The 25,820-nt window shown below is 49.7% G+C and carries 16 protein-coding genes and 3 rRNA genes; 6 read left to right on the top strand and 13 right to left on the bottom strand.

Annotated elements, in window-relative coordinates:
• Positions 1-9 precede the first annotated feature (9 nt).
• The 11 genes from fdh3B (SHEWANA3_RS20495) to SHEWANA3_RS20445 all read right to left on the bottom strand — a co-directional run bounded on the left by fdh3B (SHEWANA3_RS20495) (position 10) and on the right by SHEWANA3_RS20445 (position 12,664).
• A complete protein-coding gene (gene fdh3B, locus SHEWANA3_RS20495) occupies positions 10-579 on the bottom strand; it encodes a formate dehydrogenase FDH3 subunit beta (protein ID WP_011627524.1) in 570 nt (189 codons plus the stop codon).
• Between the two features lie 29 nt (positions 580-608).
• Positions 609-3,461, bottom strand: a complete 2,853-nt coding sequence (locus tag SHEWANA3_RS20490; RefSeq protein WP_011718643.1) for a molybdopterin-dependent oxidoreductase — start codon at positions 3,459-3,461, stop codon at positions 609-611.
• A 17-nt stretch (positions 3,462-3,478) separates the two neighbouring features.
• Positions 3,479-3,679: a twin-arginine translocation signal domain-containing protein gene (locus SHEWANA3_RS20485; protein WP_011624444.1), complete on the bottom strand. Its 201-nt coding sequence runs from the start codon at positions 3,677-3,679 to the stop codon at positions 3,479-3,481.
• 380 nt (positions 3,680-4,059) lie between these two features.
• Positions 4,060-5,088, bottom strand: a complete 1,029-nt coding sequence (locus tag SHEWANA3_RS20480) for a formate dehydrogenase subunit gamma (RefSeq protein WP_011624443.1) — start codon at positions 5,086-5,088, stop codon at positions 4,060-4,062.
• 49 nt (positions 5,089-5,137) lie between these two features.
• Positions 5,138-5,734 carry a formate dehydrogenase FDH3 subunit beta gene (fdh3B, locus tag SHEWANA3_RS20475; protein WP_007651894.1) on the bottom strand — a complete coding sequence of 199 codons (597 nt, stop codon included), beginning with the start codon at positions 5,732-5,734 and terminating at the stop codon, positions 5,138-5,140.
• Positions 5,735-5,760: 26 nt separating this feature from the next.
• Positions 5,761-8,613 carry a molybdopterin-dependent oxidoreductase gene (locus SHEWANA3_RS20470; protein WP_011718642.1) on the bottom strand — a complete coding sequence of 951 codons (2,853 nt, stop codon included), beginning with the start codon at positions 8,611-8,613 and terminating at the stop codon, positions 5,761-5,763.
• A gap of 17 nt (positions 8,614-8,630) precedes the next feature.
• The gene (locus SHEWANA3_RS20465; protein ID WP_011074127.1) at positions 8,631-8,828 is read right to left on the bottom strand and encodes a twin-arginine translocation signal domain-containing protein; all 198 of its coding nucleotides are present in this window, start codon (positions 8,826-8,828) and stop codon (positions 8,631-8,633) included.
• A 167-nt stretch (positions 8,829-8,995) separates the two neighbouring features.
• Positions 8,996-9,673: a molecular chaperone TorD family protein gene (locus SHEWANA3_RS20460; RefSeq protein WP_011718641.1), complete on the bottom strand. Its 678-nt coding sequence runs from the start codon at positions 9,671-9,673 to the stop codon at positions 8,996-8,998.
• A gap of 10 nt (positions 9,674-9,683) precedes the next feature.
• Positions 9,684-11,345, bottom strand: coding sequence for a 4Fe-4S binding protein (locus SHEWANA3_RS20455; protein WP_011718640.1), 1,662 nt, complete (start codon positions 11,343-11,345; stop codon positions 9,684-9,686).
• Between the two features lie 186 nt (positions 11,346-11,531).
• The gene (locus SHEWANA3_RS20450; protein ID WP_011718639.1) at positions 11,532-12,200 is read right to left on the bottom strand and encodes a DUF3306 domain-containing protein; all 669 of its coding nucleotides are present in this window, start codon (positions 12,198-12,200) and stop codon (positions 11,532-11,534) included.
• A complete protein-coding gene (locus SHEWANA3_RS20445) occupies positions 12,200-12,664 on the bottom strand; it encodes a DUF3305 domain-containing protein (RefSeq protein WP_011718638.1) in 465 nt (154 codons plus the stop codon). The genes SHEWANA3_RS20450 and SHEWANA3_RS20445 overlap by 1 nt, the downstream gene beginning before the upstream one ends.
• 296 nt (positions 12,665-12,960) lie before the next feature.
• Between SHEWANA3_RS20445 and SHEWANA3_RS20440 the strand changes: the two genes are divergently transcribed.
• The 6 genes from SHEWANA3_RS20440 to SHEWANA3_RS20415 all read left to right on the top strand — a co-directional run bounded on the left by SHEWANA3_RS20440 (position 12,961) and on the right by SHEWANA3_RS20415 (position 22,058).
• Positions 12,961-13,857, top strand: a complete 897-nt coding sequence (locus SHEWANA3_RS20440) for a formate dehydrogenase accessory sulfurtransferase FdhD (protein ID WP_011718637.1) — start codon at positions 12,961-12,963, stop codon at positions 13,855-13,857.
• Between the two features lie 56 nt (positions 13,858-13,913).
• Positions 13,914-14,819 (top strand): helix-turn-helix transcriptional regulator, encoded by a 906-nt coding sequence (locus SHEWANA3_RS20435; RefSeq protein WP_011718636.1) that lies wholly within the window; start codon positions 13,914-13,916, stop codon positions 14,817-14,819.
• Positions 14,820-15,532: 713 nt separating this feature from the next.
• Positions 15,533-17,075: ribosomal RNA gene (locus tag SHEWANA3_RS20430) — 16S ribosomal RNA — on the top strand.
• A 311-nt stretch (positions 17,076-17,386) separates the two neighbouring features.
• A 23S ribosomal RNA gene (locus tag SHEWANA3_RS20425) occupies positions 17,387-20,279 on the top strand.
• Positions 20,280-20,407: 128 nt separating this feature from the next.
• Positions 20,408-20,523 (top strand): 5S ribosomal RNA (gene rrf / locus SHEWANA3_RS20420).
• Together the 16S, 23S and 5S rRNA genes form the textbook arrangement of a ribosomal RNA operon.
• A gap of 260 nt (positions 20,524-20,783) precedes the next feature.
• The gene (locus SHEWANA3_RS20415) at positions 20,784-22,058 is read left to right on the top strand and encodes a CinA family nicotinamide mononucleotide deamidase-related protein (RefSeq protein ID WP_041412847.1); all 1,275 of its coding nucleotides are present in this window, start codon (positions 20,784-20,786) and stop codon (positions 22,056-22,058) included.
• 97 nt (positions 22,059-22,155) lie between these two features.
• Here SHEWANA3_RS20415 and SHEWANA3_RS20410 read toward each other — a convergent pair whose 3' ends face one another.
• Positions 22,156-22,701 carry a DUF1439 domain-containing protein gene (locus tag SHEWANA3_RS20410; RefSeq protein WP_011718634.1) on the bottom strand — a complete coding sequence of 182 codons (546 nt, stop codon included), beginning with the start codon at positions 22,699-22,701 and terminating at the stop codon, positions 22,156-22,158.
• Complete coding sequence (gene ppc, locus SHEWANA3_RS20405; protein ID WP_011718633.1) at positions 22,701-25,370, bottom strand: phosphoenolpyruvate carboxylase; 2,670 nt, start codon at positions 25,368-25,370, stop codon at positions 22,701-22,703. Before ppc ends, SHEWANA3_RS20410 begins: the two co-directional genes overlap by 1 nt.
• Positions 25,371-25,820 lie beyond the last annotated feature (450 nt).

Raw genomic sequence — 25,820 nt, 5'->3', positions numbered from 1 at the left:
TGACCTGAATTAATTCCAAGCCGCGTTTTTAGCGCCACGGTAAGCCACACGCTCACGGAAGATGCTAGAAACCACTTCTGCATCACCCGCTAACAGGGCCTTAGTCGCACATAGTTCTGCGCACATTGGCAGTTTACCTTCGGCAATACGGTTTGAGCCGTACTTCTGGCGCTCTGCCTCTGAGTGGTTTTCTTCTGGGCCGCCGGCACAGAAGGTACATTTATCCATCTTACCGCGGCTACCAAAGGCACCTTTTTTCGGGAACTGTGGTGCGCCAAATGGACAGGCGTACAAGCAGTAACCGCAACCAATACAGGCATCTTTGTTGTGTAGCACAATGCCGTCTTCGGTTCTGTAGAAGCAGTTTGCTGGGCAAACCGCCATACATGGCGCGTCTGAGCAATGCATACAGGCGACAGAGATTGAAGCTTCACCGGGTTGACCATCGTTGATAGTCACGACGCGGCGGCGTTGGATACCCCACTCGAGAGCGGAATCGTTTTCGTTTTTACATGCGGTGACACAGCCGTTACATTCGATGCAGCGCTTGGTGTCACACAAAAATTTCATTGTAGCCATAGTGGCAATTCTCCTAGCTTAAGCTGCACTTACGCTTTAACGATCTGACAGAGCGACGCTTTGGTTTCCTGCATTTGAGTCACAGGGTCATAACCATAGGTCAGTGCCGTGTTAGCGGATTCACCGATAACGTAAGGCACAGTGCCCTCAGGGTAGTTAGGCGCTAAGCTTTCACCGTGCATCACACCCGCAAAGTGGTATGGCATAAAGGTCACACCTGGTTTAACGCGTGGCGTTACCAGAGCTTGTACTTTAATGCGGCCACCTTCGGCGCCCTCTAACCACACAAACTCACCGTTGCGGATACCGCGGTCGGCTGCGTCGCCTGGGTTGATTTCAACAAACATTTCCTGTTGAAGCTCAGCCAGCCATGGGTTAGAACGAGATTCTTCACCACCACCTTCGTATTCCACTAAACGACCAGAGGTCAGTACCAGTGGGTACTTGCCACTGAAGTCTTTCTCTTGGATTGACTTGTACAGTGTTGGCAGACGATGAACTTGCATATCGTCGTAGGTTGGGTATTTAGCCACTAAGTCACGGCGTGCTGTGTATAACGGCTCGCGGTGAACTGGCACTTGGTCTGGGAAAGTCCAAACAATACAACGGGCTTTAGCGTTACCAAATGGAATACAACCATGCTTGATTGCCACGCGCACGATACCGCCTGATAAGTCGGTCTTCCAGTTACGACCTTCGGCTTCGGCTTTTTCTTCCGCAGTCAGGTCATCCCACCAACCGAGTTGCTTCAGCAGCTTATCGGTAAATTCTGGGTAACCGTCTTGGATCTCGGCACCTTTAGAGAAAGAGCCTTCAGCCAGCAGGTTTTTACCATTGTATTCAACGCCGTAACGAGCACGGAAGTTACCGCCGCCGTCTTTAACGTGTTTAGATTGGTTATACAGAATTTGGGTACCAGGGTGTTTAGCTTCTGGTGTGCCCCAACATGGCCAAGGTAAACCGTAGGTTTCGCCTTTAGCTGGGCCGCCGGCGGCTTCGAGCGTCTTGTTGCTGAAAGTGCCCCAGTTTTGGGTGTGCAGCTTGATACGCTCAGGGCTTTGACCTGTCATACCGATGGTCCACATGCCGCGGTTGATTTCGCGGGTGATTTCTTCGATAACCGGTAAGCCGTTTTCTTTGGCGATGCGTTTAGTGTATTGCTCGGCGATACCGAGTTTTTGCGCTAAACGGTACATGATTTCGATGTCGGTTTTTGACTCGAATAAAGGTTGGATAACCTGCTCACGCCATTGGATAGAACGGCCTGAGTTAGACACTGAACCTTGAGTTTCAAACTGAGTCGCAGCAGGTAACAGATACACGCCATTCTTACGACGGTGCATAACACCCGCCATGGTTGGGAATGGGTCGACAACCACGACTGTGTCCATCTTGTCTAAGGCATCACGCACTTCACGTTGACGGGTTTCAGTGTTGACCGATTGACCCCAGAAGAAGGCCATACGGATATTGTCTTTCTGTGCCAGCTTGCTCTTATCTTCTAACACGCCATCGTGCCAGCGAGAACAAGGAATACCTGGGGTGGTCATTGGATCTTTGCCTAAGTAGGCGTTTTGATCGAAGCGGCTCTTCACCCACTCCATATCCAGATCCCACACATGGGTCCAGTGAGTCCAAGCGGCTGAGGTTAAACCGTAGTAGCCAGGCAGGTTGTCGAACAGCAGACCTAAGTCAGTCGCGCCCTGTACGTTGTCGTGGCCACGGAAAATGTTAGTGCCGCCGCCAGAAACGCCCATGTTGCCTAAGGCTAATTGCAGAATACAGTAAGCACGAGTGTTAGCGTTACCGACGTGGTGCTGAGTACCACCCATACACCAAATCACAGTACCCGGACGGTTTTCTGCCATCAGTTTTGCGGCTTGATAAACCACTTCTTCGCTCACGCCAGTGATATCCGCCACTTCTTTAGGTGGGAACTTTTTCACTTCTTCGCGGATGGTTTCCATCTCGAATACGCGTTGTTGGATAAAGGTTTTATCTTCCCAACCGTTTTCGAAAATGTGCCATAACATACCGTAGATAAACGGAATATCAGTACCAGGACGAATTGCACAGTGCAGATCTGAGTGCGCCGCTGTGCGAGAGAAACGTGGGTCAACAACGATGATTTTCGCGTTGTTTTTCTCTTTGGCGATCAGAATGTGTTGCATTGAAACCGGATGCGCTTCTGCTGGGTTTGCCCCGATCAGGAAGATGGCATTGGCATTCTGAATGTCGTTGAAAGAGTTAGTTTGCGCACCGTAACCCCAAGTGTTAGCAACACCGGCTACCGTGGTAGAGTGACAAATACGAGCAGAGTGGTCGACGTTGTTTGTGCCCCACATGGCCGCCAGTTTGCGGTACATATAGCAGCCTTCGTTAGAGAACTTAGCGCTACCCATGAAGTACACAGAGTCTGGGCCAGATTCTTTACGAATGTTGAGCATTTGGTCGCCCACTTCGTTAATCGCATCTTCCCAAGAGATTTTTTTCCACTTGCCATCAACCAATTTCATTGGGTATTTCAGGCGTTTTTCACCGTGGCCATGCTCACGCAGTGCAGCACCTTTCGCGCAGTGACCGCCGGCATTGAATGGGTGATCGAACGCGGGTTCTTGACCTGTCCACACGCCATTTTGCACTTCGGCATACAGACCACAACCCACAGCACAGGCACTACAAATCGTACGTTTAACTTCGATCGGCGCGTCGTGTGGCACATCTTTGGCTTCTGCGCGGCGCATCATGCCTGTACCCATCAGAGAAGCGGCTGCGATACCACCAGTAGTAATACCTGCTTGCTTCATAAATTGACGACGGCTAATGCCTAACGTCGGTTTGTCGGCCACTTGGGCGACATCGGACTTGCGAGTTAACTTCATCGCTGACTTCTCCTAGATTAGCTACGCAGGCTATCGTAATAGCTGATAATGTGCGCAGTTTCGTGGTAACCCTTAGGCTCTTTAGTTGTTACCTTGCTGCTCTCGCTGGCTTGGGCTGCGCTCATGCCGGTAGCGGCAATTGCGGCGCCGGCAACGCTGCCAACGGTGAGTGCTTTAAGCAAAGAACGGCGAGATAAATCGCTAGGTTGTTGCTTCATGCTGACTCCTGAATGAGGGGTTATGGTTCTTGGATGGCGCGACTTTTCGAGGGATTAAACTTGTTATCAAAAAGTGAAGATTAGAGGTGGAAAAGATAATGAAATCATCTTGCTTGCCGTTAATCATCGCGCGTGAGGGCAATATAGTAGGAAAAGATTGAGTAGGATTTGATCTAGAACAGTTTGCAGCCGGACAGGCAGGCGTGCTGATGCAAAAGCGTTAACTCGCTCATGGTTTCAGCACTTGTGTGAACACGCAAAAATGGGTCGGTTTTCGGATAAAAATGAAACGCTTGTTAATGAGTTGTTGTTTGGAGTCTAGGTAAAAAAACACCCCGCACTGCGAGGTGTTTTTATTGGGGTAAAGCTTCAGGCTTTAGTTAGTCTTTATAACGCAGACTGCCGTTAGCTTTGATTTCGTCATACCATAAATTGTGGTGCTGGATAGCCCAGTTCTCATCACAATAGCCTGACTTCATGCACTCCATACCGCCTTCACTGAGTACGGTCGCCATCCAGATATGCACTATGGTAAAGGCAATCAGGATAACGGCACTGATCGAGTGGATCAGCAGCGCGCCCATCGAGGCTTCACGGGGTAGATCTAAGCCGGGTAATACCAACATGATGCCAGACACACTGATAAACAGTCCGAAGAGGGTCAGTGTCCAGAACCACATTTTTTCACCGGCGTTAGCAAAACCACTGTCAGGGTGTTTGCCTTTGAATGGGCCAAAGTTGATATAGCCACCGACCACTAAGAACCATTTAAGATCGTACATCTTAAAGGTTTGTAGCGGCATCCATTTCACCACGCAGACAATCCACGCCATGATAAAGATGGGACCAGCCCAGTCGTGCACGGTTTTACTGCCGTAGATCAGCGGTGCCCAGATGTCTGGCCCTAGCAGCTCTTGCACAACATGCTTACCGAGCATAATGGTTAAGCCGGTAAACATCAGCGTGAGACAGCTAATTGCCATGATCCAGTGGATCCACAGATCCGCCTTAGACCAACGAGCCACCATCTTGCCTGAAAAGCCGTGGCTGAGTCTTGAAGGACCATTCACCAAGTAAAACAGTAAGAAAGCACCAAACACACCCGTTACAGCCAAGGCCATAATCGGGGTGATGTATTGGTTTCTCAGTTCTTTACCTTGGTTACCGGCAACGTTAATCAACACCCCAGTTTCGACCCCTTTGGCTGTGGTATAGCCAGTTTCACCCGACTTTACCGCGCGCCACAGATCGGCTTCGCTGGTTTGCGCTTTCGCCTGTTGTTGACTCGATTGCTGATCACTTGCTTGTACTGGGCTTGCGCTCATTACTGAACCTAGGCCCAATCCCATCACGAGTACCATCAGAGCAAACAGACTGCGCAGTGATTTGTTTAACTGTTTGTTTAACATTTTCACTCCTTGCCAGAGGTTAGGGATGACTCCCTAACCTTCACTCTGCTTAGTTAATCTCACCGGTCTTTGGGTTGTAGCCCCAAATCACGTTAGGATTGCCTCGAGAGGCCATACGTTGACGGTAGATGTTTGATACTACTTCCGCATCACCCGCAAGCAGCGCTTTGGTTGAACAAAGCTCAGCACACATAGGTAGCTTGCCTTCAGCAATACGGTTTGCACCGTATTTCTTGTGCTCGGCTTCGGAGAAGGTTTCTTCTGGGCCACCGGCACAGAAAGTACACTTGTCCATTTTACCGCGGCTACCGAAGGCGGTTTTCTTCGGAAATTGTGGTGCACCAAACGGACAGGCATAGAAGCAGTAGCCACAACCGATACAGGTATCTTTGTTGTGTAGCACAATGCCATCGTCAGTACGGTAGAAACAATCTGCCGGACATACGGCCATGCAAGGAGCGTCGGTACAGTGCATACATGCTACTGAAATCGATGCTTCACCCGGTTGACCATCGTTAATCGTCACCACGCGGCGACGTTGAATACCCCACTCAAGTGCGGAGTCGTTTTCGTTTTTACATGCTGTGACGCAGCCGTTACACTCGATGCAGCGTTTGGTGTCACACAAAAATTTCATGACTGCCATAATGGCTTATCTCCTCATCAAGTAGGTTAGGCTTTGCTAACTTGGCAAAGGCTGGACTTAGTTTCTTGCATCTGAGTCACAACGTCATAGCCGTAAGTTAAAATGGTGTTTGCCGATTCACCTTGTACATAAGGTACTGTACCTTCTGGGTAATTCTTCGCGAGGTTTTCACCTTCGAAGATACCGGCGAAGTGGTATGGCATAAAACATTCACCCGGAACAACCCGTGGTGTCACCATTGCCTTCACTGTGATCTTGGCGCCTTCAGGACTATGAACAAAGACATTGTCACCGTCACGGATACCACGGTCAGCAGCGTCTGCCGGGTTCATTTCGATAAACATTTCTTGTTGTAGCTCGGCCAACCAAGGGTTAGAACGAGATTCTTCACCACCACCTTCGTATTCCACTAAACGACCAGAGGTCAGTGTCAGTGGGAAGCCTTGGGTAAAGTCCTTATCCTGAATTGACTTATACAGAGTCGGTAGACGCGCAACCATACGGTCTTCGTAGGTTGGGTATTTAGCGACTAAGTCACGACGAGGAGTGTAGAGTGGCTCGCGGTGCAGTGGGATATCATCTGGGAAAGTCCACACGATACAACGTGCTTTCGCGTTACCGAAAGGAATACAGCCGTGCTTGATAGCAACACGTTGGATACCGCCAGACAGGTCTGTCTTCCAGTTTTTGCCTTCGGCCAGTTTCTTCTCGTCTTCGGTTAAGTCATCCCACCAACCCAATTGCTTGAGCATGTCGGCGGTAAACTCAGGATAACCATCTTGAATTTCACTGCCTTTAGAGAATGAACCGTCGGCAAGAATGCTAACGCCATTGTGTTCAACACCGTAACGGGCACGGAAAGTACCGCCGCCGTCTTTCACTTCTTTAGATTGATCGTAAAGAATTTGGGTACCAGGGTGTTTCATTTCTGGCGTACCCCAACATGGCCAAGGTAAGCCGTAAACTTCACCTTTAGCTGGGCCGCCCGGTGCGGTCAGGCTGTTTACATCGAAGGTGCCCCAGTTTTCTTGGTGCATTTTCAAACGTTCTGGGCTTTGACCTGTGTAACCGACGGTCCACATACCTTTGTTGAACTCGCGAGTCACATCTTCAATCAATGGCTCTTCGCCATTCACTTGGATGTGCTTACAGAATTCTTTTTCGATACCCAGCTTTTTCGCCAGTTTGTACATGATCACGTGGTCAGGCAGAGACTCAAACAGTGGCTCGATGACTTTAGAGCGCCATTGAATCGAACGGTTAGTGGCAGACACTGAGCCGTAGGTTTCAAATTGGGTCGCCGCTGGGAGCAGATATACCCCATCTTTACGCTGGTGCATCACACCTGCCATGGTTGGGATTGGGTCGACAACGACCACAGTATCTAACTTGTTCAGCGCTTCACGCACTTCACGGCCACGGGTTTCGGTGTTAACTGATTGACCCCAGAAGAACGCCAGACGGATATTGTCCTTCTGCGCGATCTTGGTTTTATCTTCTAACACACCGTCGTGCCAGCGAGAGCAGGGGATACCCGTTGAGGTTTGTGGCGTTTGACCTAAGTATTCACCTTGGTCGAAACGGCCTGCAACCCATTTTGGATCTAAGTCCCAAACGCCAGACCAGTGAGCCCAAGCGCCTGATGTTAAGCCGTAGTAACCGGGTAAGTTGTCGAATAACAGACCAAAGTCTGTTGCACCTTGCACGTTATCGTGACCACGGAAAATGTTGGTACCGCCGCCAGATACGCCCATGTTGCCCAGCGCTAACTGTAAAATACAGTATGAACGGGTGTTGGCATTACCGACGTGGTGCTGAGTACCGCCCATACACCATACGATAGTGCCTGGTTTGGTCTCGGCTAACATTTTAGCGATACGGTACATTTGCGCCTTAGGCACGCCTGCAACGTTTTCGACTTCTTCGGGGGTATATTTTTTCACTTCATCGCGAATACGTTCCATGCCGTAAACACGTTGATTGATGAACTCTTTATCTTCCCAGCCGTTTTCAAAAATGTGCCATAACAGACCATAGATGAAGGGGATATCGGTACCTGGGCGGATATGCACGTACTCGTCAGACTTAGCTGCAGTACGGGTGAAACGTGGGTCAACAACGATAATCTTAGCGCCGCGCTCTTTTGCCACCAGAATGTGTTGCATGGCGACAGGGTGTGCTTCACTTGGGTTTGAACCCACGAACATGATGCACTTAGAGTTGCGGATATCGTTTAACGAGTTGGTTTGCGCACCGTAGCCCCAAGTGTTAGCAACACCGGCTACCGTGGTAGAGTGACAAATACGGGCTGAGTGGTCGACGTTGTTTGTGCCCCACAGTGCCGCGAGTTTGCGATATAAATAAGCCTGTTCGTTAGAGAACTTAGCACTACCCATAAAGTAGATAGAGTCTGGACCCGATTCTTGACGAATCGCCGTCATTTTATCGCCTACTTCATTGATCGCTTGTTCCCAAGAGATCTTCTTCCACTTACCGCCTTCTAACTTCATTGGGTATTTCAGGCGTTTTTCACCGTGGCCGTGTTCACGCAGTGCAGCCCCTTTCGCGCAGTGGCCGCCTTGGTTAAATGGATGATCGAACGCGGGTTCTTGACCTGTCCACACACCGTTTTGCACTTCAGCATAGATACCACAACCCACTGCGCAGTGAGAGCAAATGGTACGTTTGACTTCAGTTGGTGCATTATGGGGGATATGTTCCTGCGCTTGTGCTTTACGCATCATACCTGTGCCAAGCATAGACGCGGCGGCGATACCACCAGTGGCAAGACCTGCAGATTTTAAGAATTGGCGACGATTAAGACCGAGGGCGGGCACTTTTGGCTCGACGACTTGGTCTGTTTTGCGGGTTAATCGCATCACACACACTCCTCTGGTTAGTTGTTCAACGACGCATAGTAGTTACGGATATGGTCGGTTTCGCGATAGTTGTCACTCTTAGGTTCGCTTGGGGCAACTGTTGGGGTGGCAGCCAGAGCTTGGCTACTGACAGTCGCAACCGCGCCAGCCGCACTGCCGAGTGCCAATGCTTTGAGCAATTGACGACGGCCCATGTCGGAAGCTTGCTTCTTCATAGTGTCTCCTTGTGTTACTGGATGAGGTGATGCATACCACGACCACCTCGGTTACTGTGGAAGCCTAAGCTTCCTTTTTGTGGCAAAGGTGAACCTTAAGTCCACCTTTGCCTATCAAACTAAAACGCGATAAGCACTGAATCTGCGTATCGCCAACCGTTTTAAGTTTAGTTCATTAATTCCACTTGTTTTTCTAAATCGCTGGCGGCGGGTTGTAGCTCCGCACTGCCGGGGCAATTGACGGGAATGTCTAAACTCAGTTGCTCAAATTCGGTGGCTTCCATCTCGAAAAATGCCTTAGCAAGATGGGCGACCGTGGCATAAAACGCCGCGCTCGGGGCTTTGCTGACGGCGTCGCAGAAGCGCTGAATCCAACTGCCAATGTGGCGTTGATAGAATGCCAATTGACGGTAGCCTGGCGCTTCAAGGATCAAGATGCCCATGACTTCGCACAGCGCGGCCACATGATCCTCGGGTTCTTTGACGTTTTCTTCACGTTCAAAACCGAGTTGCATTAAGTCTTGGCGCAGCAGAGCTAAAGGCTTATCCATCAGTGAGCCCGTCATAAACCAGCTGCCATAGGGCAGGATTTCGCCACAACCCACGCCGAGGAACAGGGCAAAATACTCATCTTCTAATTGTTCACTGCTGAACTGCTGGGCGGCCAATTGCAGGGATAACCAAGCCTTGGTCATCTCATTGTCTTCATTGGCATCGATTTCAAGATTGGCCAAAAATTGCAGCAGTTCAGGGCTTGGATGGCGACGCAACAGGGCGGCCAACAGTTGATAGATATCGGCTCTCAACTGATCGTTTTCTGATACTTGTCTTACTGATTCGGTCATAGCGGATCTCTTATCGCAGTTGCTTTTCAGGATCTTGAAGAATGTCTTCAAACATGTCTTTTACCCGGCAATCGCCACACATTTTCAGTCGTTCAATATTGGCTGAGAATGCGCTGTGCGCGCCGACCATATCCAGCATCCGATGCACCATAGATTGGGTCGCAAAAGGAGAGCCGCAGCGAATACATTCGAATGGGGCTTCTTCTTTCAGGGTTTGTAATTGCTGACGAGCAGCTTTATCAAAGTTAATTTGTGGCGTCAGGCTGATGACCTTTTCAGGGCACGCCGCCTCACATAAGCCACATTGAACACAGTTTTGCTCAATAAAGTGTAGTGCAGGTTTGTCGCCACCATCTTGCAATGCCATGGTGGGGCAAATCGCCACGCAGGACATACACAGAGTACATTTCTCGACATTGACGCTGACTTTGCCGTAGGGAACGTTGTTGATACTTAAACTACTGTTGATTTCACCTGCTTGGCTGTTCAGATGGTCAATCGCGTCAAACAAGGTGTTACGTTTGGTGGTGGGTGCAAAAGCGCCCGGCACAATCACCGGCCAATCGAGGCTGATATCGAGCAGCGGCTCCAAATTCGTTAGCATGCTTGGGTCGATAAGGCTCAGGCGCTGCGGTTGGCCGATTTCATCTAACATGCTGTTGGCTAAAGCGAGTTCACCTTTCAACATTTGCGTGAGTGTGGGAGCTGTCGCCTCGGTATTGAGGATTAACACTTGGCGTGCGCCCCAAGCCAGAGCTGCTAACCAATGGTCAATGCTGGCAACGGTGATTTCTTCTAGGGCAACGGGGAGCACATCCCCGGCTAAGTCGTCACCTATCAAGCTTGCGCCAACCGCATTGTCGTGGAACAGGATCACGGGCGCGGTTTGGGCTTGCTCACGGTAACGGTTGATAATCTTATTCAGGTAAGAATGCAGTGCCTGTGGCGTCGGTAAGTCGTAACCAATGGCACCCGTCGGGCAGGCACTCGCACAACTGCCCGCGCCGTGGCAGAGGTAAGGGTCGACCTCAATTTTCTTGGCGACACTGCTAATCGCATCGGCGGGGCAGAAGTTGAGGCAACGGTTACAGCCATTGATGCCATTACGGTCATGGGCGCATAAGTCGGCATTGATTTTTACGTAACGGGGTTTATCAAACTGCCCCACCAGTTCGGGGAGTTGCTCCAGCGCATCGGCCAGTTTGGCATCGTCTTGACCGACATAGAAATAGCCCGGCGGCAGCATTTCTAAATTCAAGCAAGGTGTGCTGCTTAAATCGAGGATCAAATCGAAATGAGCTTTACGAATGGCAACCACACTCAATTCTGCCGCGCCATTTTGATGCTCGACACTGACTTGGAATTGACCTAAAAATCCTTTAATGCCAATGAGTTTGTTATAGTAGCTTTCGACATCCGTCGCCGCAGCCATCACCTGTTCAAGGTGGGTTTCATCTTGGCTGGTAATCGCTTCGTTAGCCAAAATCACACGGCTCGCCATAGTGGACAATTTGTCCGCCGCGAGGCGTGCCAGATCCTCTGGGCCAATAATTAGCACTGTGCCTTCAGTGGTGTAGCTCACTGTTGGCGGGATCAGATTCTGTAAAATCTGCGTTTGGGCTAACACATTTTGCCGCGCTTGTTTTAGCGCAAGCTGGGTTTGATTGGTCATCAAATGAGTGCTCACATTGCGTTCCTGAACAGTACTTTGGCTGCTCTTTTATAGCTGTTTGGCTGCAGATTTAGGCGGTAATTTGAGACTAAGTCCTTGCCTTTTCTGCTTTTATCTAAGTTTTTATCCCTTAGTACAGCAATTCACATACCAAAGTTATGGACATAAAAATTAGCTAAACTGACATTAAACAACAGGCTTTTGCATCTGAGCGACTGGCTCTGGTGCATTTTGGGGTAGGTCATCAGTCTCCCCATCCAAATTGTCCGTGATCTGAGTGTTTGCTAATTCGGTTTCGACATCACTGTTTTTTGATTCCATTGCATTTTCTGTATTCACCACCGCATCGCTGGGGATTGAGGTCGGATCTTCGTCTGACTCTTCATTCTCTTTGGTGATAAAACGGAATACTTTTTGGGCTAACTCAGCAGAGACCTCTGGCGTAAGCTTTGGCTGATTGCTGTAGTCGAGCGCATATTCCAAGAGACCATCTATCTCGTTGAAATGAGGCTGTTTCCACAATGCGCGTAGCGCTGCCGTTTTGGCCGCTGGGTCAACATTGGCTCCCATAAACTTAGCAAAGCTGCCGCCAATCTCAATTTCTTCGGGATTGGGCAACTCTTCCGCGGTGAGGAGGCGGTTGGGATCCTCATCGGTTTGTGGGAGGACATCCTGAGGTTCAGAAGTCGGCGCTGCAGACTCAACCAAAGTGGGCTCAGTTGTGGTATTTAAGTTTGCTTCAGCGGTTTTTTCGGCCGTTTGAGCTGCAAGTGCGGCTTCTTCGGCGGCGACCTGCTCACGGCGCTGGCTCCAACGGCTAAAAAAGCCGTTAGCCTTTGGGGTTGAGTCAGCCATTAGTCCCTCCGCAATGGGTCGCGGCTAGGGCCTTGGTTTTTACGGTGGTCGACATGCTTGCGACGATAAGCGGCGATTTCAACTTCGCCGTATTGGGTGATAAAGGCTTCAATCCAGCAGGCGATCGCCTCTGGCATCAGCATGTTGATAACGGGGGTGTTGCCTTCAAGGCAGCCTGCCGCCACGTTTTGATCCGCCGAGAGTAGCGCGGGTACCCAAGTGCCATCTGCCATTTCATCGCAGACCAAGTACAGCATGGCATTATCCATGTCGAGGTTGATGCGATAACTGGCGCGCTCGTCTTTGTGCAGTTCGAGCAGTACTAAGGTTGCGCCTTCGGGAGCTTCGTGGGTGGCGGGCAGTAGATGATCAATTTCCCATTGTACTGAGGTCCAACGGCCCATTTGTTTCTCTACTTTTTTGAGCGAAACGTACATTGGCCAAACACTAGTGGTATGTTGCATTGTCTCTCCGTTTCAGCCGAGAGGGGCGAACCTGAGCGAACGGTTCTCTTTCCCCTACTGATTGCGATAAAAGGTCACTGCAATATTAATGCCATTAAACAGGGGGTATTTGTTTGAGGTGGATCATCAAAATAAGGGTAAATTTAGGACATTTTGTCTAATGTGTCATTTTGTCTGGGACATTTACGCCCACTGGAATATTCATAATTGCGACGGATCACGCATTTAGCCCAGAGTTTCATACCTAGGTATAAATATTGCTATGCTGATGCCATCACACGTAAAGCGGTAACATTATGATTTCTGATAATAGTTCTAATATTGCTCAGCAAGCACAGCCCAATGACCACCCATCGCCAGCGAAACCAGCCTTCACTTTTGTGAAAACCCAGGCTGAAGTGCCGTTAACGATTGCCGTCAAAGCCGTAGACGAATCGGGTGAAGTGATCGATAAGCATGTTGCCTGTGAGCGACCTTTAACGGTTTACCTGAACTGGCGTCCGATTGTGACCCTGATGACCTTAGGAGCTAAACCCGAGTCGCTTGCGTTAGGCTATCTTAAAAATCAAGGCTTTATTTCCGATGTTAGCCAGTTGGACTCAGTGATTGTCGATTGGGATGTGAACTCCGCCGCCGTGTTAACCCGCGAGCAAACTGCCGATATCGAGCAAAAATTATCAGAAAAAACCGTGACTTCAGGCTGTGGCCAAGGAACAGTTTATGGCAGTTTTATGCAGGATTTAGATGATATCCAGCTGCCCACACCAAGCCTGAAGCAAAGTACGCTCTACAGTTTGCTTAAAAATATCAATGAATATAATGACACTTATAAGAATGCCGGCGCCGTTCATGGCTGTGGTGTCTGCGAGAACGACCAAATTCTTGCCTTCGTAGAAGATGTCGGGCGCCACAATGCTGTGGACACCTTAGCGGGCGATATGTGGTTGGCTCAGGATCGGGGCGATAACAAGATTTTCTATACCACGGGGCGACTCACCTCGGAGATGGTGATCAAGGTTGCCAAGATGGGGATCCCCGTATTGCTATCGCGCAGTGGCGTGACGCAAATGGGGCTAGAGCTTGCGCAGCAGCTGGGCATCACCATTATTGCCCGAGCGAAAGGGCGCCACTTTTTGATCTATCACGGTAGTGAAAACATCGAATTTGATGCGAATACCACTGTAGGCAAATAAGCTGCTAATGATGGTATCGGTTGAATTTAGAAGAGATAGGACGACAAGGATATAAGATGACATCCGCCAGTGAATTGATTTACATGAGCGCGAAGCAGGTTGCTGAGTATTTAGATCTGAACGAGAAGAAAGTCTACGCTATGGCGAATGACCGAATTCTGCCTGCAACGAAAATCACCGGTAAATGGTTATTCCCTAAGGTTCTAATTGACCGCTGGGTGATGGACTCCTGCCACAGCGGTATGTTAACCGACCGGCTCTTGATCACTGGCAGCGATGATCCTCTGCTTTCTATGTTAGTGGCGCGCTTGATGGCACAGGTAGGGAGCCGTGAACTGATCAGTTACAGCGCAACGGGCTCGCGCCTCGGGTTAGAGCTATTAGCAAAGGGCTATGCCGACGTTTGTACCCTGCACTGGGGTAGCATGGAGGATAGGAATATCCGTCATCCAGCCTTACTTAAAGGTTATCAAAACCACCAACAATGGATCATGGTGCATGGTTATTCCCGCCAGCAAGGCTTGATCATGCGTACCGATATGCACCACAGATGCCAAGAAGAGGATAAGGTACTCACCTTACCCTGGCGTTGGGTCAGTCGCCAAGGTGGCGCTGGTAGTCAGCAACATCTAGAACAATGGCTATTAAAGCAAGGGGCACGTTTAGACCAACTCAATGTGGTGCTAACGGCCTATAGCGAACGTGAGCTTGCAGGATATATTGCACGGGGTGATGCCGACATTGGTTTCGGTTGCCAATCCGTTGCCCTAGAGAGCGGCTTAAGCTTCGTGCCTCTCGTCAAAGAGTCCTTCGACTTTGTGATGCCGCAAAGCATTTACTTCCGCAGACAACTGCAACAGCTCTTTACTATGCTAAGTAGCGGACACACGCGCCAAATGGCCTCGTTATTAGGTGGATACGATCTTACCGATTGCGGCCAGTTACTGTGGAGTGCAAACTAACACCACAAGTGAGCGCGCGTTGCACGACCTTATACTTTTATATAGCTATATAAGTATAAGGTCGCGGCTTCCTCTATTTACCTTTTCTATATCCTCATTGCCGAATTTCATCTTTATTCCTCCTTTAATATTGCAACCACGCGTCTGTATTGAGTGATAAATTGTTTCACTTAGCGATGTTGAGCGGCGCTCAGCGGTGATAAATACAGCGACTGTGGATAACTCTGGGTGTAACTCGTGGATAGCTTGTGCCTAGATTGGGTGTAAAAAACGATTTGAAAAATAATGCAAAAAACTTCAAAAAAGCGCTTGCACAAAAAGTTTCGCTGCCTATAATGCGCATCCACTGACACGGCAGACAGCGAAAGCGAATGCGGTTACAGTGCGAATCGAATGCAAAGTGTGCACTTGATTCGAAAGCCTCAAGAAGTTTGCAAAAACGCCTTGACGCCAAATGGGAAATGCGTAGAATACGCAGCCCTGACCCGCTGAGCGGTAACGCGAAGCTTGAGGTCTAAATGCTCTTTAACAATCTAAACAAGAAATCTGTGTGGACACTCACTGGTGTTGAGTTAATCGAAATTACTCTGCCGTTTGGCGAGTAATCAAAATTTAAATCAATGAATGAGTGTTCATAGCAATATGTACAACGACTTATTAAGTTAAGTCGATTCAGAATTCATTGAGCCGAACCTTAGGGTTCACAAAACTTTTAATTGAAGAGTTTGATCATGGCTCAGATTGAACGCTGGCGGCAGGCCTAACACATGCAAGTCGAGCGGCAGCACAAGTGAGTTTACTCATGAGGTGGCGAGCGGCGGACGGGTGAGTAATGCCTAGGGATCTGCCCAGTCGTGGGGGATAACAGTTGGAAACGACTGCTAATACCGCATACGCCCTACGGGGGAAAGGAGGGGACCTTCGGGCCTTCCGCGATTGGATGAACCTAGGTGGGATTAGCTAGTTGGTGAGGTAATGGCTCACCAAGGCGACGATCCCTAGCTGTTCTGAGAGGATGATCAGCCACACTGGGACTGAGACACGGCCCAGACTCCTACGGGAGGCAGCAGTGGGGAATATTGCACAATGGGGGAAACCCTGATGCAGCCATGCCGCGTGTGTGAAGAAGGCCTTCGGGTTGTAAAGCACTTTCAGTAGGGAGGAAAGGTTGTAAGTTAATACCTTGCAGCTGTGACGTTACCTACAGAAGAAGGACCGGCTAACTCCGTGCCAGCAGCCGCGGTAATACGGAGGGTCCAAGCGTTAATCGGAATTACTGGGCGTAAAGCGTGCGCAGGCGGTTTGTTAAGCGAGATGTGAAAGCCCCGGGCTCAACCTGGGAATTGCATTTCGAACTGGCAAACTAGAGTCTTGTAGAGGGGGGTAGAATTCCAGGTGTAGCGGTGAAATGCGTAGAGATCTGGAGGAATACCGGTGGCGAAGGCGGCCCCCTGGACAAAGACTGACGCTCAGGCACGAAAGCGTGGGGAGCAAACAGGATTAGATACCCTGGTAGTCCACGCCGTAAACGATGTCTACTCGGAGTTTGGTGTCTTGAACACTGGGCTCTCAAGCTAACGCATTAAGTAGACCGCCTGGGGAGTACGGCCGCAAGGTTAAAACTCAAATGAATTGACGGGGGCCCGCACAAGCGGTGGAGCATGTGGTTTAATTCGATGCAACGCGAAGAACCTTACCTACTCTTGACATCCAGAGAATTCGCTAGAGATAGCTTAGTGCCTTCGGGAACTCTGAGACAGGTGCTGCATGGCTGTCGTCAGCTCGTGTTGTGAAATGTTGGGTTAAGTCCCGCAACGAGCGCAACCCCTATCCTTATTTGCCAGCACGTAATGGTGGGAACTCTAGGGAGACTGCCGGTGATAAACCGGAGGAAGGTGGGGACGACGTCAAGTCATCATGGCCCTTACGAGTAGGGCTACACACGTGCTACAATGGCGAGTACAGAGGGTTGCAAAGCCGCGAGGTGGAGCTAATCTCACAAAGCTCGTCGTAGTCCGGATTGGAGTCTGCAACTCGACTCCATGAAGTCGGAATCGCTAGTAATCGTGGATCAGAATGCCACGGTGAATACGTTCCCGGGCCTTGTACACACCGCCCGTCACACCATGGGAGTGGGCTGCAAAAGAAGTGGGTAGCTTAACCTTCGGGAGGGCGCTCACCACTTTGTGGTTCATGACTGGGGTGAAGTCGTAACAAGGTAGCCCTAGGGGAACCTGGGGCTGGATCACCTCCTTACCTATACGACTAACTCGATGTTTGTTGAGTGTTCACACAGATGGCTTGTTGAACTTCTCGAAAGAGAAGGGAGAGCGAAATGCACCGCTTGCCGGTAAGCATTGTTCTTTAACAATTTGGAAAGCTGATAGTAATTAATACAATGATGTCTGTCGTTGTGTTAATACGAAAAAAATTGAGTTCTTAAAACACTTTTTAAGTGTCTTGAATATTCAAGTCTAAGGCGAGTCCATCTTCTTGGTCGAAGATGAGACAAGTAAAACCAGCTGGTCGCAACGACGCAAGTGATGTGAAACTCATTTGGGTTGTATGGTTAAGCGACTAAGCGTATACGGTGGATGCCTTGGCAGTCAGAGGCGATGAAGGACGTAGTAACTTGCGAAAAGCGTTGGCGAGCTAGTAACAAGCATTTGAGCTAACGATGTCCGAATGGGGGAACCCGGCAGCATAAGCTGTCATCGTAACGTGAATACATAGCGTTACGAGGCAAACGAGGGGAACTGAAACATCTAAGTACCCTTAGGAAAAGAAATCAACCGAGATTCCCCTAGTAGCGGCGAGCGAACGGGGATTAGCCCTTAAGTCAGAGGGGTGTTAGTGGAATGGTCTGGAAAGTCCAGCGGCACAGGGTGATAGCCCCGTACACGAAAACTAACCTTTGATGAAAACGAGTAAGGCGGGACACGTGATATCCTGTTTGAATATGGGGGGACCATCCTCCAAGGCTAAATACTCCTGACTGACCGATAGTGAACCAGTACCGTGAGGGAAAGGCGAAAAGAACCCCTGTGAGGGGAGTGAAATAGAACCTGAAACCGTATACGTACAAGCAGTGGGAGCGGTTCTTGAGACCGTGACTGCGTACCTTTTGTATAATGGGTCAGCGACTTACGTTTTGTAGCGAGGTTAAGCGAATAGCGGAGCCGTAGGGAAACCGAGTGTTAACTGCGCGTTTAGTTGCAAGGCGTAGACCCGAAACCCGGTGATCTAGCCATGGGCAGGTTGAAGGTTGAGTAACATCAACTGGAGGACCGAACCGACTAATGTTGAAAAATTAGCGGATGACTTGTGGCTGGGGGTGAAAGGCCAATCAAACCGGGAGATATCTGGTTCTCCTCGAAAGCTATTTAGGTAGCGCCTCGGACGAACACCTTTGGGGGTAGAGCACTGTTAAGGCTAGGGGGTCATCCCGACTTACCAACCCTTTGCAAACTCCGAATACCAAAGAGTGCTATCCGGGAGACAGACGGCGGGTGCTAACGTCCGTCGTCAAAAGGGAAACAACCCAGACCGTCAGCTAAGGTCCCAAAGTGTATGTTAAGTGGGAAACGATGTGGGAAGGCTTAGACAGCTAGGATGTTGGCTTAGAAGCAGCCATCATTTAAAGAAAGCGTAATAGCTCACTAGTCGAGTCGGCCTGCGCGGAAGATGTAACGGGGCTAAACATACCACCGAAGCTACGGGTGCAATCCATTAGGGTTGCGCGGTAGAGGAGCGTTCTGTAAGCCGTTGAAGGTGAAGGGGTAACCCACACTGGAGGTATCAGAAGTGCGAATGCTGACATGAGTAACGATAAAGGGGGTGAAAAACCCCCTCGCCGAAAGACCAAGGGTTCCTGTCCAACGTTAATCGGGGCAGGGTGAGTCGACCCCTAAGGCGAGGCCGAAAGGCGTAGTCGATGGGAAACAGATTAATATTTCTGTACTTCCGCTAACTGCGATGGAGAGACGGAGAAGGCTAGGCTAGCGCGGCGTTGGTAGTCCGCGTTTAAGGTGGTAGGTGGGTGACTTAGGCAAATCCGGGTCACTATACACTGAGAGCTGATGACGAGTCCCCAAGGGGATGAAGTAGTTGATGCCATGCTTCCAGGAAAATCTTCTAAGCTTCAGGTTAGCGGGAATCGTACCCCAAACCGACACAGGTGGTCGGGTAGAGAATACCAAGGCGCTTGAGAGAACTCGGCTGAAGGAACTAGGCAAAATGGTACCGTAACTTCGGGAGAAGGTACGCTGCTGTTGGTGATGGGACTTGCTCCCTAAGCTGACGGCAGTCGCAGATACCAGGTGGCTGCAACTGTTTATCAAAAACACAGCACTGTGCAAAATCGCAAGATGACGTATACGGTGTGACGCCTGCCCGGTGCCGGAAGGTTAATTGATTGGGTTATCGCAAGAGAAGCTCATGATCGAAGCCCCGGTAAACGGCGGCCGTAACTATAACGGTCCTAAGGTAGCGAAATTCCTTGTCGGGTAAGTTCCGACCTGCACGAATGGCGTAATGATGGCCACGCTGTCTCCAGCCGAGACTCAGTGAAGTTGAAATTGCGGTGAAGATGCCGTATACCCGCGGCTAGACGGAAAGACCCCGTGAACCTTTACTATAGCTTGGCACTGAACATTGACCCTACATGTGTAGGATAGGTGGGAGACTTTGAAGCGGGAACGCTAGTTCTCGTGGAGTCGTCCTTGAAATACCACCCTTGTAGTGTTGATGTTCTAACTTGGGCCCCTAATCGGGGTTAAGGACAGTGCCTGGTGGGTAGTTTGACTGGGGCGGTCTCCTCCCAAAGAGTAACGGAGGAGCACGAAGGTTGGCTAAGTACGGTCGGACATCGTACGGTTAGTGCAATGGCATAAGCCAGCTTAACTGCGAGACAGACACGTCGAGCAGGTACGAAAGTAGGTCATAGTGATCCGGTGGTTCTGAATGGAAGGGCCATCGCTCAACGGATAAAAGGTACTCCGGGGATAACAGGCTGATACCGCCCAAGAGTTCATATCGACGGCGGTGTTTGGCACCTCGATGTCGGCTCATCACATCCTGGGGCTGAAGTCGGTCCCAAGGGTATGGCTGTTCGCCATTTAAAGTGGTACGCGAGCTGGGTTCAGAACGTCGTGAGACAGTTCGGTCCCTATCTGCCGTGGGCGTTGGATGATTGAGGGGAGTTGCTCCTAGTACGAGAGGACCGGAGTGAACGAACCGCTGGTGTTCGGGTTGTCATGCCAATGGCATTGCCCGGTAGCTATGTTCGGAATCGATAACCGCTGAAAGCATCTAAGCGGGAAGCGAGCCCCAAGATGAGTCATCCCTTGGACTTTAAGTCCACTAAAGAGCCGTTCGAGACTAGGACGTTGATAGGTCAGGTGTGTAAGCGTTGTGAGGCGTTGAGCTAACTGATACTAATGACTCGAGAGGCTTAACCATACAACCCAGATGGGTTTTACAAGTACTTAGCTTGAATACAAACACTTAAGAAGTGCAACTCAAACCAGCTTTCCGAATTTAATTTACTGCCTGCATCAAGATAAGACGGGTAGTGAATAACAAATTTGCTTGGTGACAATAGCATTGTGGTCCCACCTGATCCCATCCCGAACTCAGAAGTGAAACGCAATCGCGCCGATGGTAGTGTGGGGTCTCCCCATGTGAGAGTAGGTCATCGCCAAGCGCCTAATTAAACAATGAAGCCAGCTGCATAAGCTGGCTTTTTTGCATTTGGCGTTTGCCATTTTTAGATTGTTATTTTGAAATCATTCATTCCAATTTTCAGCCTCTTTCACTCGCACACCCCTGATACGCGCTAAATAGCGACTTGTTGCCTTATTTTCTTCACATTACTGAGCCATACCTGCCGATGGCAACTCTTGCTATTACTTCAGAGGTTACTTACCTTATGCAGTAATTTATTGGGGTAGCTAAGGATCTATGATGAAGTTAGAGATGATTTGCACTGGGGAAGAGGTGCTGTCGGGTCAGATTGTTGATACTAACGCGGCCTGGTTTGCTAGCACTATGATGGAGCATGGCATTGAGATCCAACGACGAGTGACTGTGGGGGATCGCCTCGAGGACTTAATTGCGGTTTTCCAAGAGCGTAGCTTGCATGCCGATGTCATCTTAGTAAATGGCGGCTTGGGGCCGACCAGTGATGATATGTCTGCAGAGGCAATGGCTAAGGCCAAGGGAGAGTCTCTGGTTGAGAATCGCGAGTGGCGTCAGCATTTAGAAGATTGGTTTACACGTAATAATCGTGAGATGCCCGTCAGTAATTTGAAACAGGCGATGCTGCCTGAGTCTGCGGTGATGGTAGACAACCCTGTCGGTACGGCATGTGGATTTAGAGTGAAGTTGAATCGAGCCTGGTTGTTCTTCACTCCTGGTGTGCCATTTGAACTCAAGCATATGGTGAAGGAACAATTTATTCCTTTTATCCGTGAAGAGTTTGACCTCGACGCTAAGGTGGCATTGAAGAAGTTGCTGACCATAGGTCATGGCGAGTCTTCCCTTGCCGACAAAATTGAGCCATTGGAGTTACCTGAGGGAATTACCATTGGTTATCGCTCCTCAATGCCGCATATTGAAATCAAGATCTTTGCCCGCGGTGAGAAGGCGATAGCTTTGTTGCCTCGGGTGACTGGGCACATCAAAATGGTGCTGGGTACTGCGGTTGTCGCCGAAGATAAAGCAACGCTTGCCGAGGAAATCCATACTAAGTTACTGAATTCCGGATTGACCTTGAGTGTTGCCGAGTCTTGCACGGGTGGGATGATTACCAGCCAATTAGTCGACTTCCCAGGCAGCTCTTCCTATTTGCAACACGGTTTGGTGACTTACAGTAATGAATCTAAGGTGCGAGTGTTAGGGGTTAATCCTGCGACGTTAGATGATCACGGTGCAGTGTCTATTCCCACGGTGGAAGAAATGGCAAAGGGCGCGCGTGCTATTTTAGATAGTGATTTTGCCTTAGCGACCAGTGGGATAGCGGGACCTGATGGCGGAACCGAAGAGAAGCCCGTCGGTACTGTCGCAATTGCCTTGGCAACTCGCAGCGGCGTCTACAGCCAAATGATAAAACTGCCGCGACGTTCGCGGGATTTAGTGCGTAGCTTAAGTGCGGCGGTAGCCTACGATATGTTAAGACGTGAATTACTCACCGAAGCTGTGATTGTGGATTACCAGTCGATAGGGCGTTTCAGCAAGTAACTCTTTGGATACTGACGGGTTTAGTCAGTCTAGCTGGATTAACAAAAATGCTCCCGAGGGAGCATTTTTTATGGTGAATGGTTTGCAACACAAGCCGTTATTTAGTGAATTTAAGGACTAATTTGCCAGGAACCACTTGAATGCTCTCGGTCATCTTGGCCATCAGCGCTTGATTACTGTCCTTCGTATCGAGCACATAAACAGGCTGATTCTCGAGGAAATGCCTTAAGTAGCCCATAACCTGTGGCGTCGCGCTACTGATGGCTTTCTCGATATCCTTAGGCGTTGATTCGACTTTCACCAATTCAAGCTGGCGTAGGTAGACGCTGTGGGTGGCACTGTCATACCAAGGCTTAGCCTCAAAGGTGGTTGAAAGTTGCGCTTTCAACGGGAAAATTGGATTAGTGATGGACACTTGAGTGGCCGCACTTACGCTCATAGTGTCAGGCTTTTCGCCGAGTCTGACACTGATGTCGTTAATGCGCACTTGCGCGCCCACCAGTTGATTACCTTGTTTCACCTCAAAATGGATCTCTTTGCTGAGATACTGCTCCATTTCATGCTCGCTGATACTGTACTGCGTGACGCAGCCGCCAAGCAGTACAGATAATCCCATGCAAAGGCTAAGCGTGAGTTTTTTCATTAACCTGTGTTTCTCATGCCCGCCGCGACACCGGCAATCGTCAGCATTAAGGCGAGTTGCACGTGTTCGGAAGCGGGAGCTTCGGTTGTTTCCTTGCGAGTACGAGCTAATAACTCGGTCTGCAGGAAGTTTAATGGATCGATATAGGGATTGCGCAGTTTGACTGATTCGCGATTCCACGGTGTATGCGCCATTAAGGTATCCGATTTAGTCAGCTCCAGCACCACTTTAATGCCGAGATCTAAACGCTGGCGTAAAGTTTCGCCTAAGTGATGTAGATTGGTCGGTACTAAGCAGGTTTCATAGTAACGCGCCAAATTAGGTTCCGCCTTGGCGTACACCATCTCCAGCATGGAAATCCGTGTGCTAAAGAAGGGCCATTCGCGCTCCATATCCTGTAGTAAGCCCATTTCGCCACGTTGGCAGGCAGCCTGTAATGCTTCACCGGCGCCGAGCCATGCTGGCAACATTAAGCGGTTTTGTGACCAAGCAAAAATCCAAGGAATGGCACGTAAGCTCTCGATACCGCCATCGACACGGCGTTTTGCTGGACGACTGCCTAATGGTAGTTTGCCCAGTTCAACTTCCGGAGTGGCTGCACGGAAATAAGGCACAAAATCAGGCTCTTCACGGACAATACCGCGGTAAGCACTCACTGACTCCTCAGCAATTCGCTCCATACAATTGCGCCATTCCTGCTTAGGCTCGGGCGGCGGAAGCAAGGTCGCTTCTAACACCGCTGAGGTGTACAGGGCTAAGCTTTGCACCGCCAATTTAGGCAGGCCGAACTTAAAGCGGATCATCTCTCCTTGCTCGGTGACGCGAATACGACCATCAACTGAGCCGGGTGGTTGTGACAGAATCGCTTTGTGAGCTGGGCCGCCGCCGCGACCAATACTGCCACCACGACCATGGAACAGCGTCAGCTTAACGCCAGCCTGTTTACAGACGGCGACTAACTGTTCCTGTGCACGGTATTGTGCCCAAGCGGCGGCCATCACACCCGCGTCTTTGGCCGAGTCAGAATAACCGATCATCACCTCTTGCATACCTTTGGTGTAACCACGATACCAGTCGATATCGAGCAGTGCGGTAATACACTCGGCGGCATTATTTAAGTCGCTTAAGGTTTCAAATAGCGGCACAACGCGCATTGGATGAGTGCAGCCGGTTTCTTTGAGCAGCAATAATACGGTTAATACATCTGAAGGTTTGCTCGCCATGGAGATCACATAGGAACCCAAGGCCTTAGCAGGATGTTTAGCAATTAAGCGGCAAGTGTTAAGCACTTCGGCTACGTCGGCGGAAGGTTGCCAGTTGCTCGGGATCAGCGGACGACGGTTACTGAGTTCACGCAGTAAGAAGGCTTGTTTTTCGGTTTCATCCCAATGATTAAAGTCTCCCATACCTAGATAGCGGGTTAACTCTGCAAGGACATCGCAGTGACGGCCTGCGTCTTGGCGGATGTCGAGCCTTAACATATGGATGCCAAAACAAGCGAGTCGGCGCAGGATATCGAGCAGTAAACCGTTAGCAATCAAACGCATGCCGCAGTCACATAAACTCTTATACAGCATTTCTAGTGGCGCTTTCAGATCGCTTTCTTGCCAAATCAGCGTCGATTTATCCACTTCAGGATTGTGGCCCTCGATGCGGGCGTTTAAGTAGTCGATGGTGTCGCGCAGTTTTTGCCTTAATGAGCGCAGCACAAAACGATAGGGTTCGCAGCTATTGTTGGTATACGCCATCAGCTCGCTGTTGGCTTCTTCCATCGATAACTCGCCAACCAGCAACACTATATCCTTGAGGAATAAACGGGCGGCGGCATGGCGATTACGATCTAGCACTTCTTGGGTGACTTTAGCGGTCACAAAGGGGTTGCCGTCGCGATCGCCACCCATCCAGCTTGAGAAGCGTACTGGCGCGATATCGATAGGCAATTGCTGGCCAGTGCGATCTTGTACTTGATCGTTGAGCTGCCTTAAAAAGTCGGGAACAGCATGCCAGAGAGATTCTTCAATGGTGGACAATCCCCAGCGGGCTTCATCCACTGGTGTTGGGCGTTCACGGCGAATTTCATTGGTGTGCCAGATTTGGGCGATTAATTGGCGTAGACGCAGGTTAATTTGGCGGCGCTCTCTGTCGGACAGTTGATTGTTTTCTTGCTCGGCGAGGCAATCCACAATCGCAGCATATTTTTGGATCAGTGTGCGGCGAGAGATTTCCGTTGGATGCGCGGTGAGGACTAAGTCGATATCCAGCGTCTTTAAGCAATCCAACATCTTGGTTTGATCGATACGGCTATTTAGCATGCGGCCAAGCAACTGTTCGACCGGATCCGGTACGCAAACCAGTTCATCGCAGTTACGGCTAATAGTATGAAATTGTTCGGATAAGTTTGCTAAGTTGAGGAATTGGTTGAAGGCTTTGGCAAACGGCACTAACTCTTCATCGGGGAGTGCGGTGAGCAGTTCTAGCATTTGCTCCCGTGCCGCTTCATCGCCACGGCGGGAATCTTTCGCGAGTTTACGAATTTGCTCAACCTTCTCGAGGAAAGAATCACCGAGGTGGGTGCGCATTGTATCGCCCAGGATCTGCCCTAACATACTCACGTTCGATCTTAACGACGCATACATGTCGGTCACATTGTCTGCCACATTACCTGCCATAGTTACTCCGAATAGAAAAACATAAAAATCCGCAATATACCCAAACAACCTGTAGGTGATGAGAATCCTATCTTCAGGTCGCTTGGGTATATAGCCCGCTAGCACAATACCCACCACTGAGGGCAATGGTCAACAGCAGAACTTATAACTTATACGACTGGCTTATCTTATATGCAACTAATCGCGATAATTGTTGAGGAATATTCAATATAAATGCGAGCTAACGCAATATTTTATTATGTTTAGCGGAAGTGAATATGAACTGCATCATTTTCGGTTTTGCGGGTATGTGTATTCGGTGTTAATAAAAAGGACTGATTTTTCAGTCTTTCATCCATAGATAACTGAGTTATTAAGCAGTTAGTGAAGTATGGTGTTATTTGCTCAGCGTGCTTGAATGCAGATAAAAGGCAAAATTTAATAAAAATATATATTCACATATATTGCATA

Origin of the sequence: Shewanella sp. ANA-3 (assembly GCF_000203935.1) — a bacterium.
Taxonomy (GTDB): domain Bacteria; phylum Pseudomonadota; class Gammaproteobacteria; order Enterobacterales; family Shewanellaceae; genus Shewanella.
Note: the sequence above shows the minus strand (reverse complement) of the source record. Positions and strands in the feature narration are given on the sequence as shown.

What these genes read in the sequence shown, in the direction of transcription:
- fdh3B (WP_011627524.1), bottom strand. Translation starts at nt 579, where the DNA reads ATGGCTACAATGAAATTTTTGTGTGACACCAAGCGCTGCATCGAATGT.
- SHEWANA3_RS20490 (WP_011718643.1), bottom strand. Translation starts at nt 3,461, where the DNA reads ATGAAGTTAACTCGCAAGTCCGATGTCGCCCAAGTGGCCGACAAACCG.
- SHEWANA3_RS20485 (WP_011624444.1), bottom strand. Translation starts at nt 3,679, where the DNA reads ATGAAGCAACAACCTAGCGATTTATCTCGCCGTTCTTTGCTTAAAGCA.
- SHEWANA3_RS20480 (WP_011624443.1), bottom strand. Translation starts at nt 5,088, where the DNA reads ATGTTAAACAAACAGTTAAACAAATCACTGCGCAGTCTGTTTGCTCTG.
- fdh3B (WP_007651894.1), bottom strand. Translation starts at nt 5,734, where the DNA reads ATGGCAGTCATGAAATTTTTGTGTGACACCAAACGCTGCATCGAGTGT.
- SHEWANA3_RS20470 (WP_011718642.1), bottom strand. Translation starts at nt 8,613, where the DNA reads ATGCGATTAACCCGCAAAACAGACCAAGTCGTCGAGCCAAAAGTGCCC.
- SHEWANA3_RS20465 (WP_011074127.1), bottom strand. Translation starts at nt 8,828, where the DNA reads ATGAAGAAGCAAGCTTCCGACATGGGCCGTCGTCAATTGCTCAAAGCA.
- SHEWANA3_RS20460 (WP_011718641.1), bottom strand. Translation starts at nt 9,673, where the DNA reads ATGACCGAATCAGTAAGACAAGTATCAGAAAACGATCAGTTGAGAGCC.
- SHEWANA3_RS20455 (WP_011718640.1), bottom strand. Translation starts at nt 11,345, where the DNA reads ATGACCAATCAAACCCAGCTTGCGCTAAAACAAGCGCGGCAAAATGTG.
- SHEWANA3_RS20450 (WP_011718639.1), bottom strand. Translation starts at nt 12,200, where the DNA reads ATGGCTGACTCAACCCCAAAGGCTAACGGCTTTTTTAGCCGTTGGAGC.
- SHEWANA3_RS20445 (WP_011718638.1), bottom strand. Translation starts at nt 12,664, where the DNA reads ATGCAACATACCACTAGTGTTTGGCCAATGTACGTTTCGCTCAAAAAA.
- SHEWANA3_RS20440 (WP_011718637.1), top strand. Translation starts at nt 12,961, where the DNA reads ATGATTTCTGATAATAGTTCTAATATTGCTCAGCAAGCACAGCCCAAT.
- SHEWANA3_RS20435 (WP_011718636.1), top strand. Translation starts at nt 13,914, where the DNA reads ATGACATCCGCCAGTGAATTGATTTACATGAGCGCGAAGCAGGTTGCT.
- SHEWANA3_RS20415 (WP_041412847.1), top strand. Translation starts at nt 20,784, where the DNA reads ATGAAGTTAGAGATGATTTGCACTGGGGAAGAGGTGCTGTCGGGTCAG.
- SHEWANA3_RS20410 (WP_011718634.1), bottom strand. Translation starts at nt 22,701, where the DNA reads ATGAAAAAACTCACGCTTAGCCTTTGCATGGGATTATCTGTACTGCTT.
- ppc (WP_011718633.1), bottom strand. Translation starts at nt 25,370, where the DNA reads ATGGCAGGTAATGTGGCAGACAATGTGACCGACATGTATGCGTCGTTA.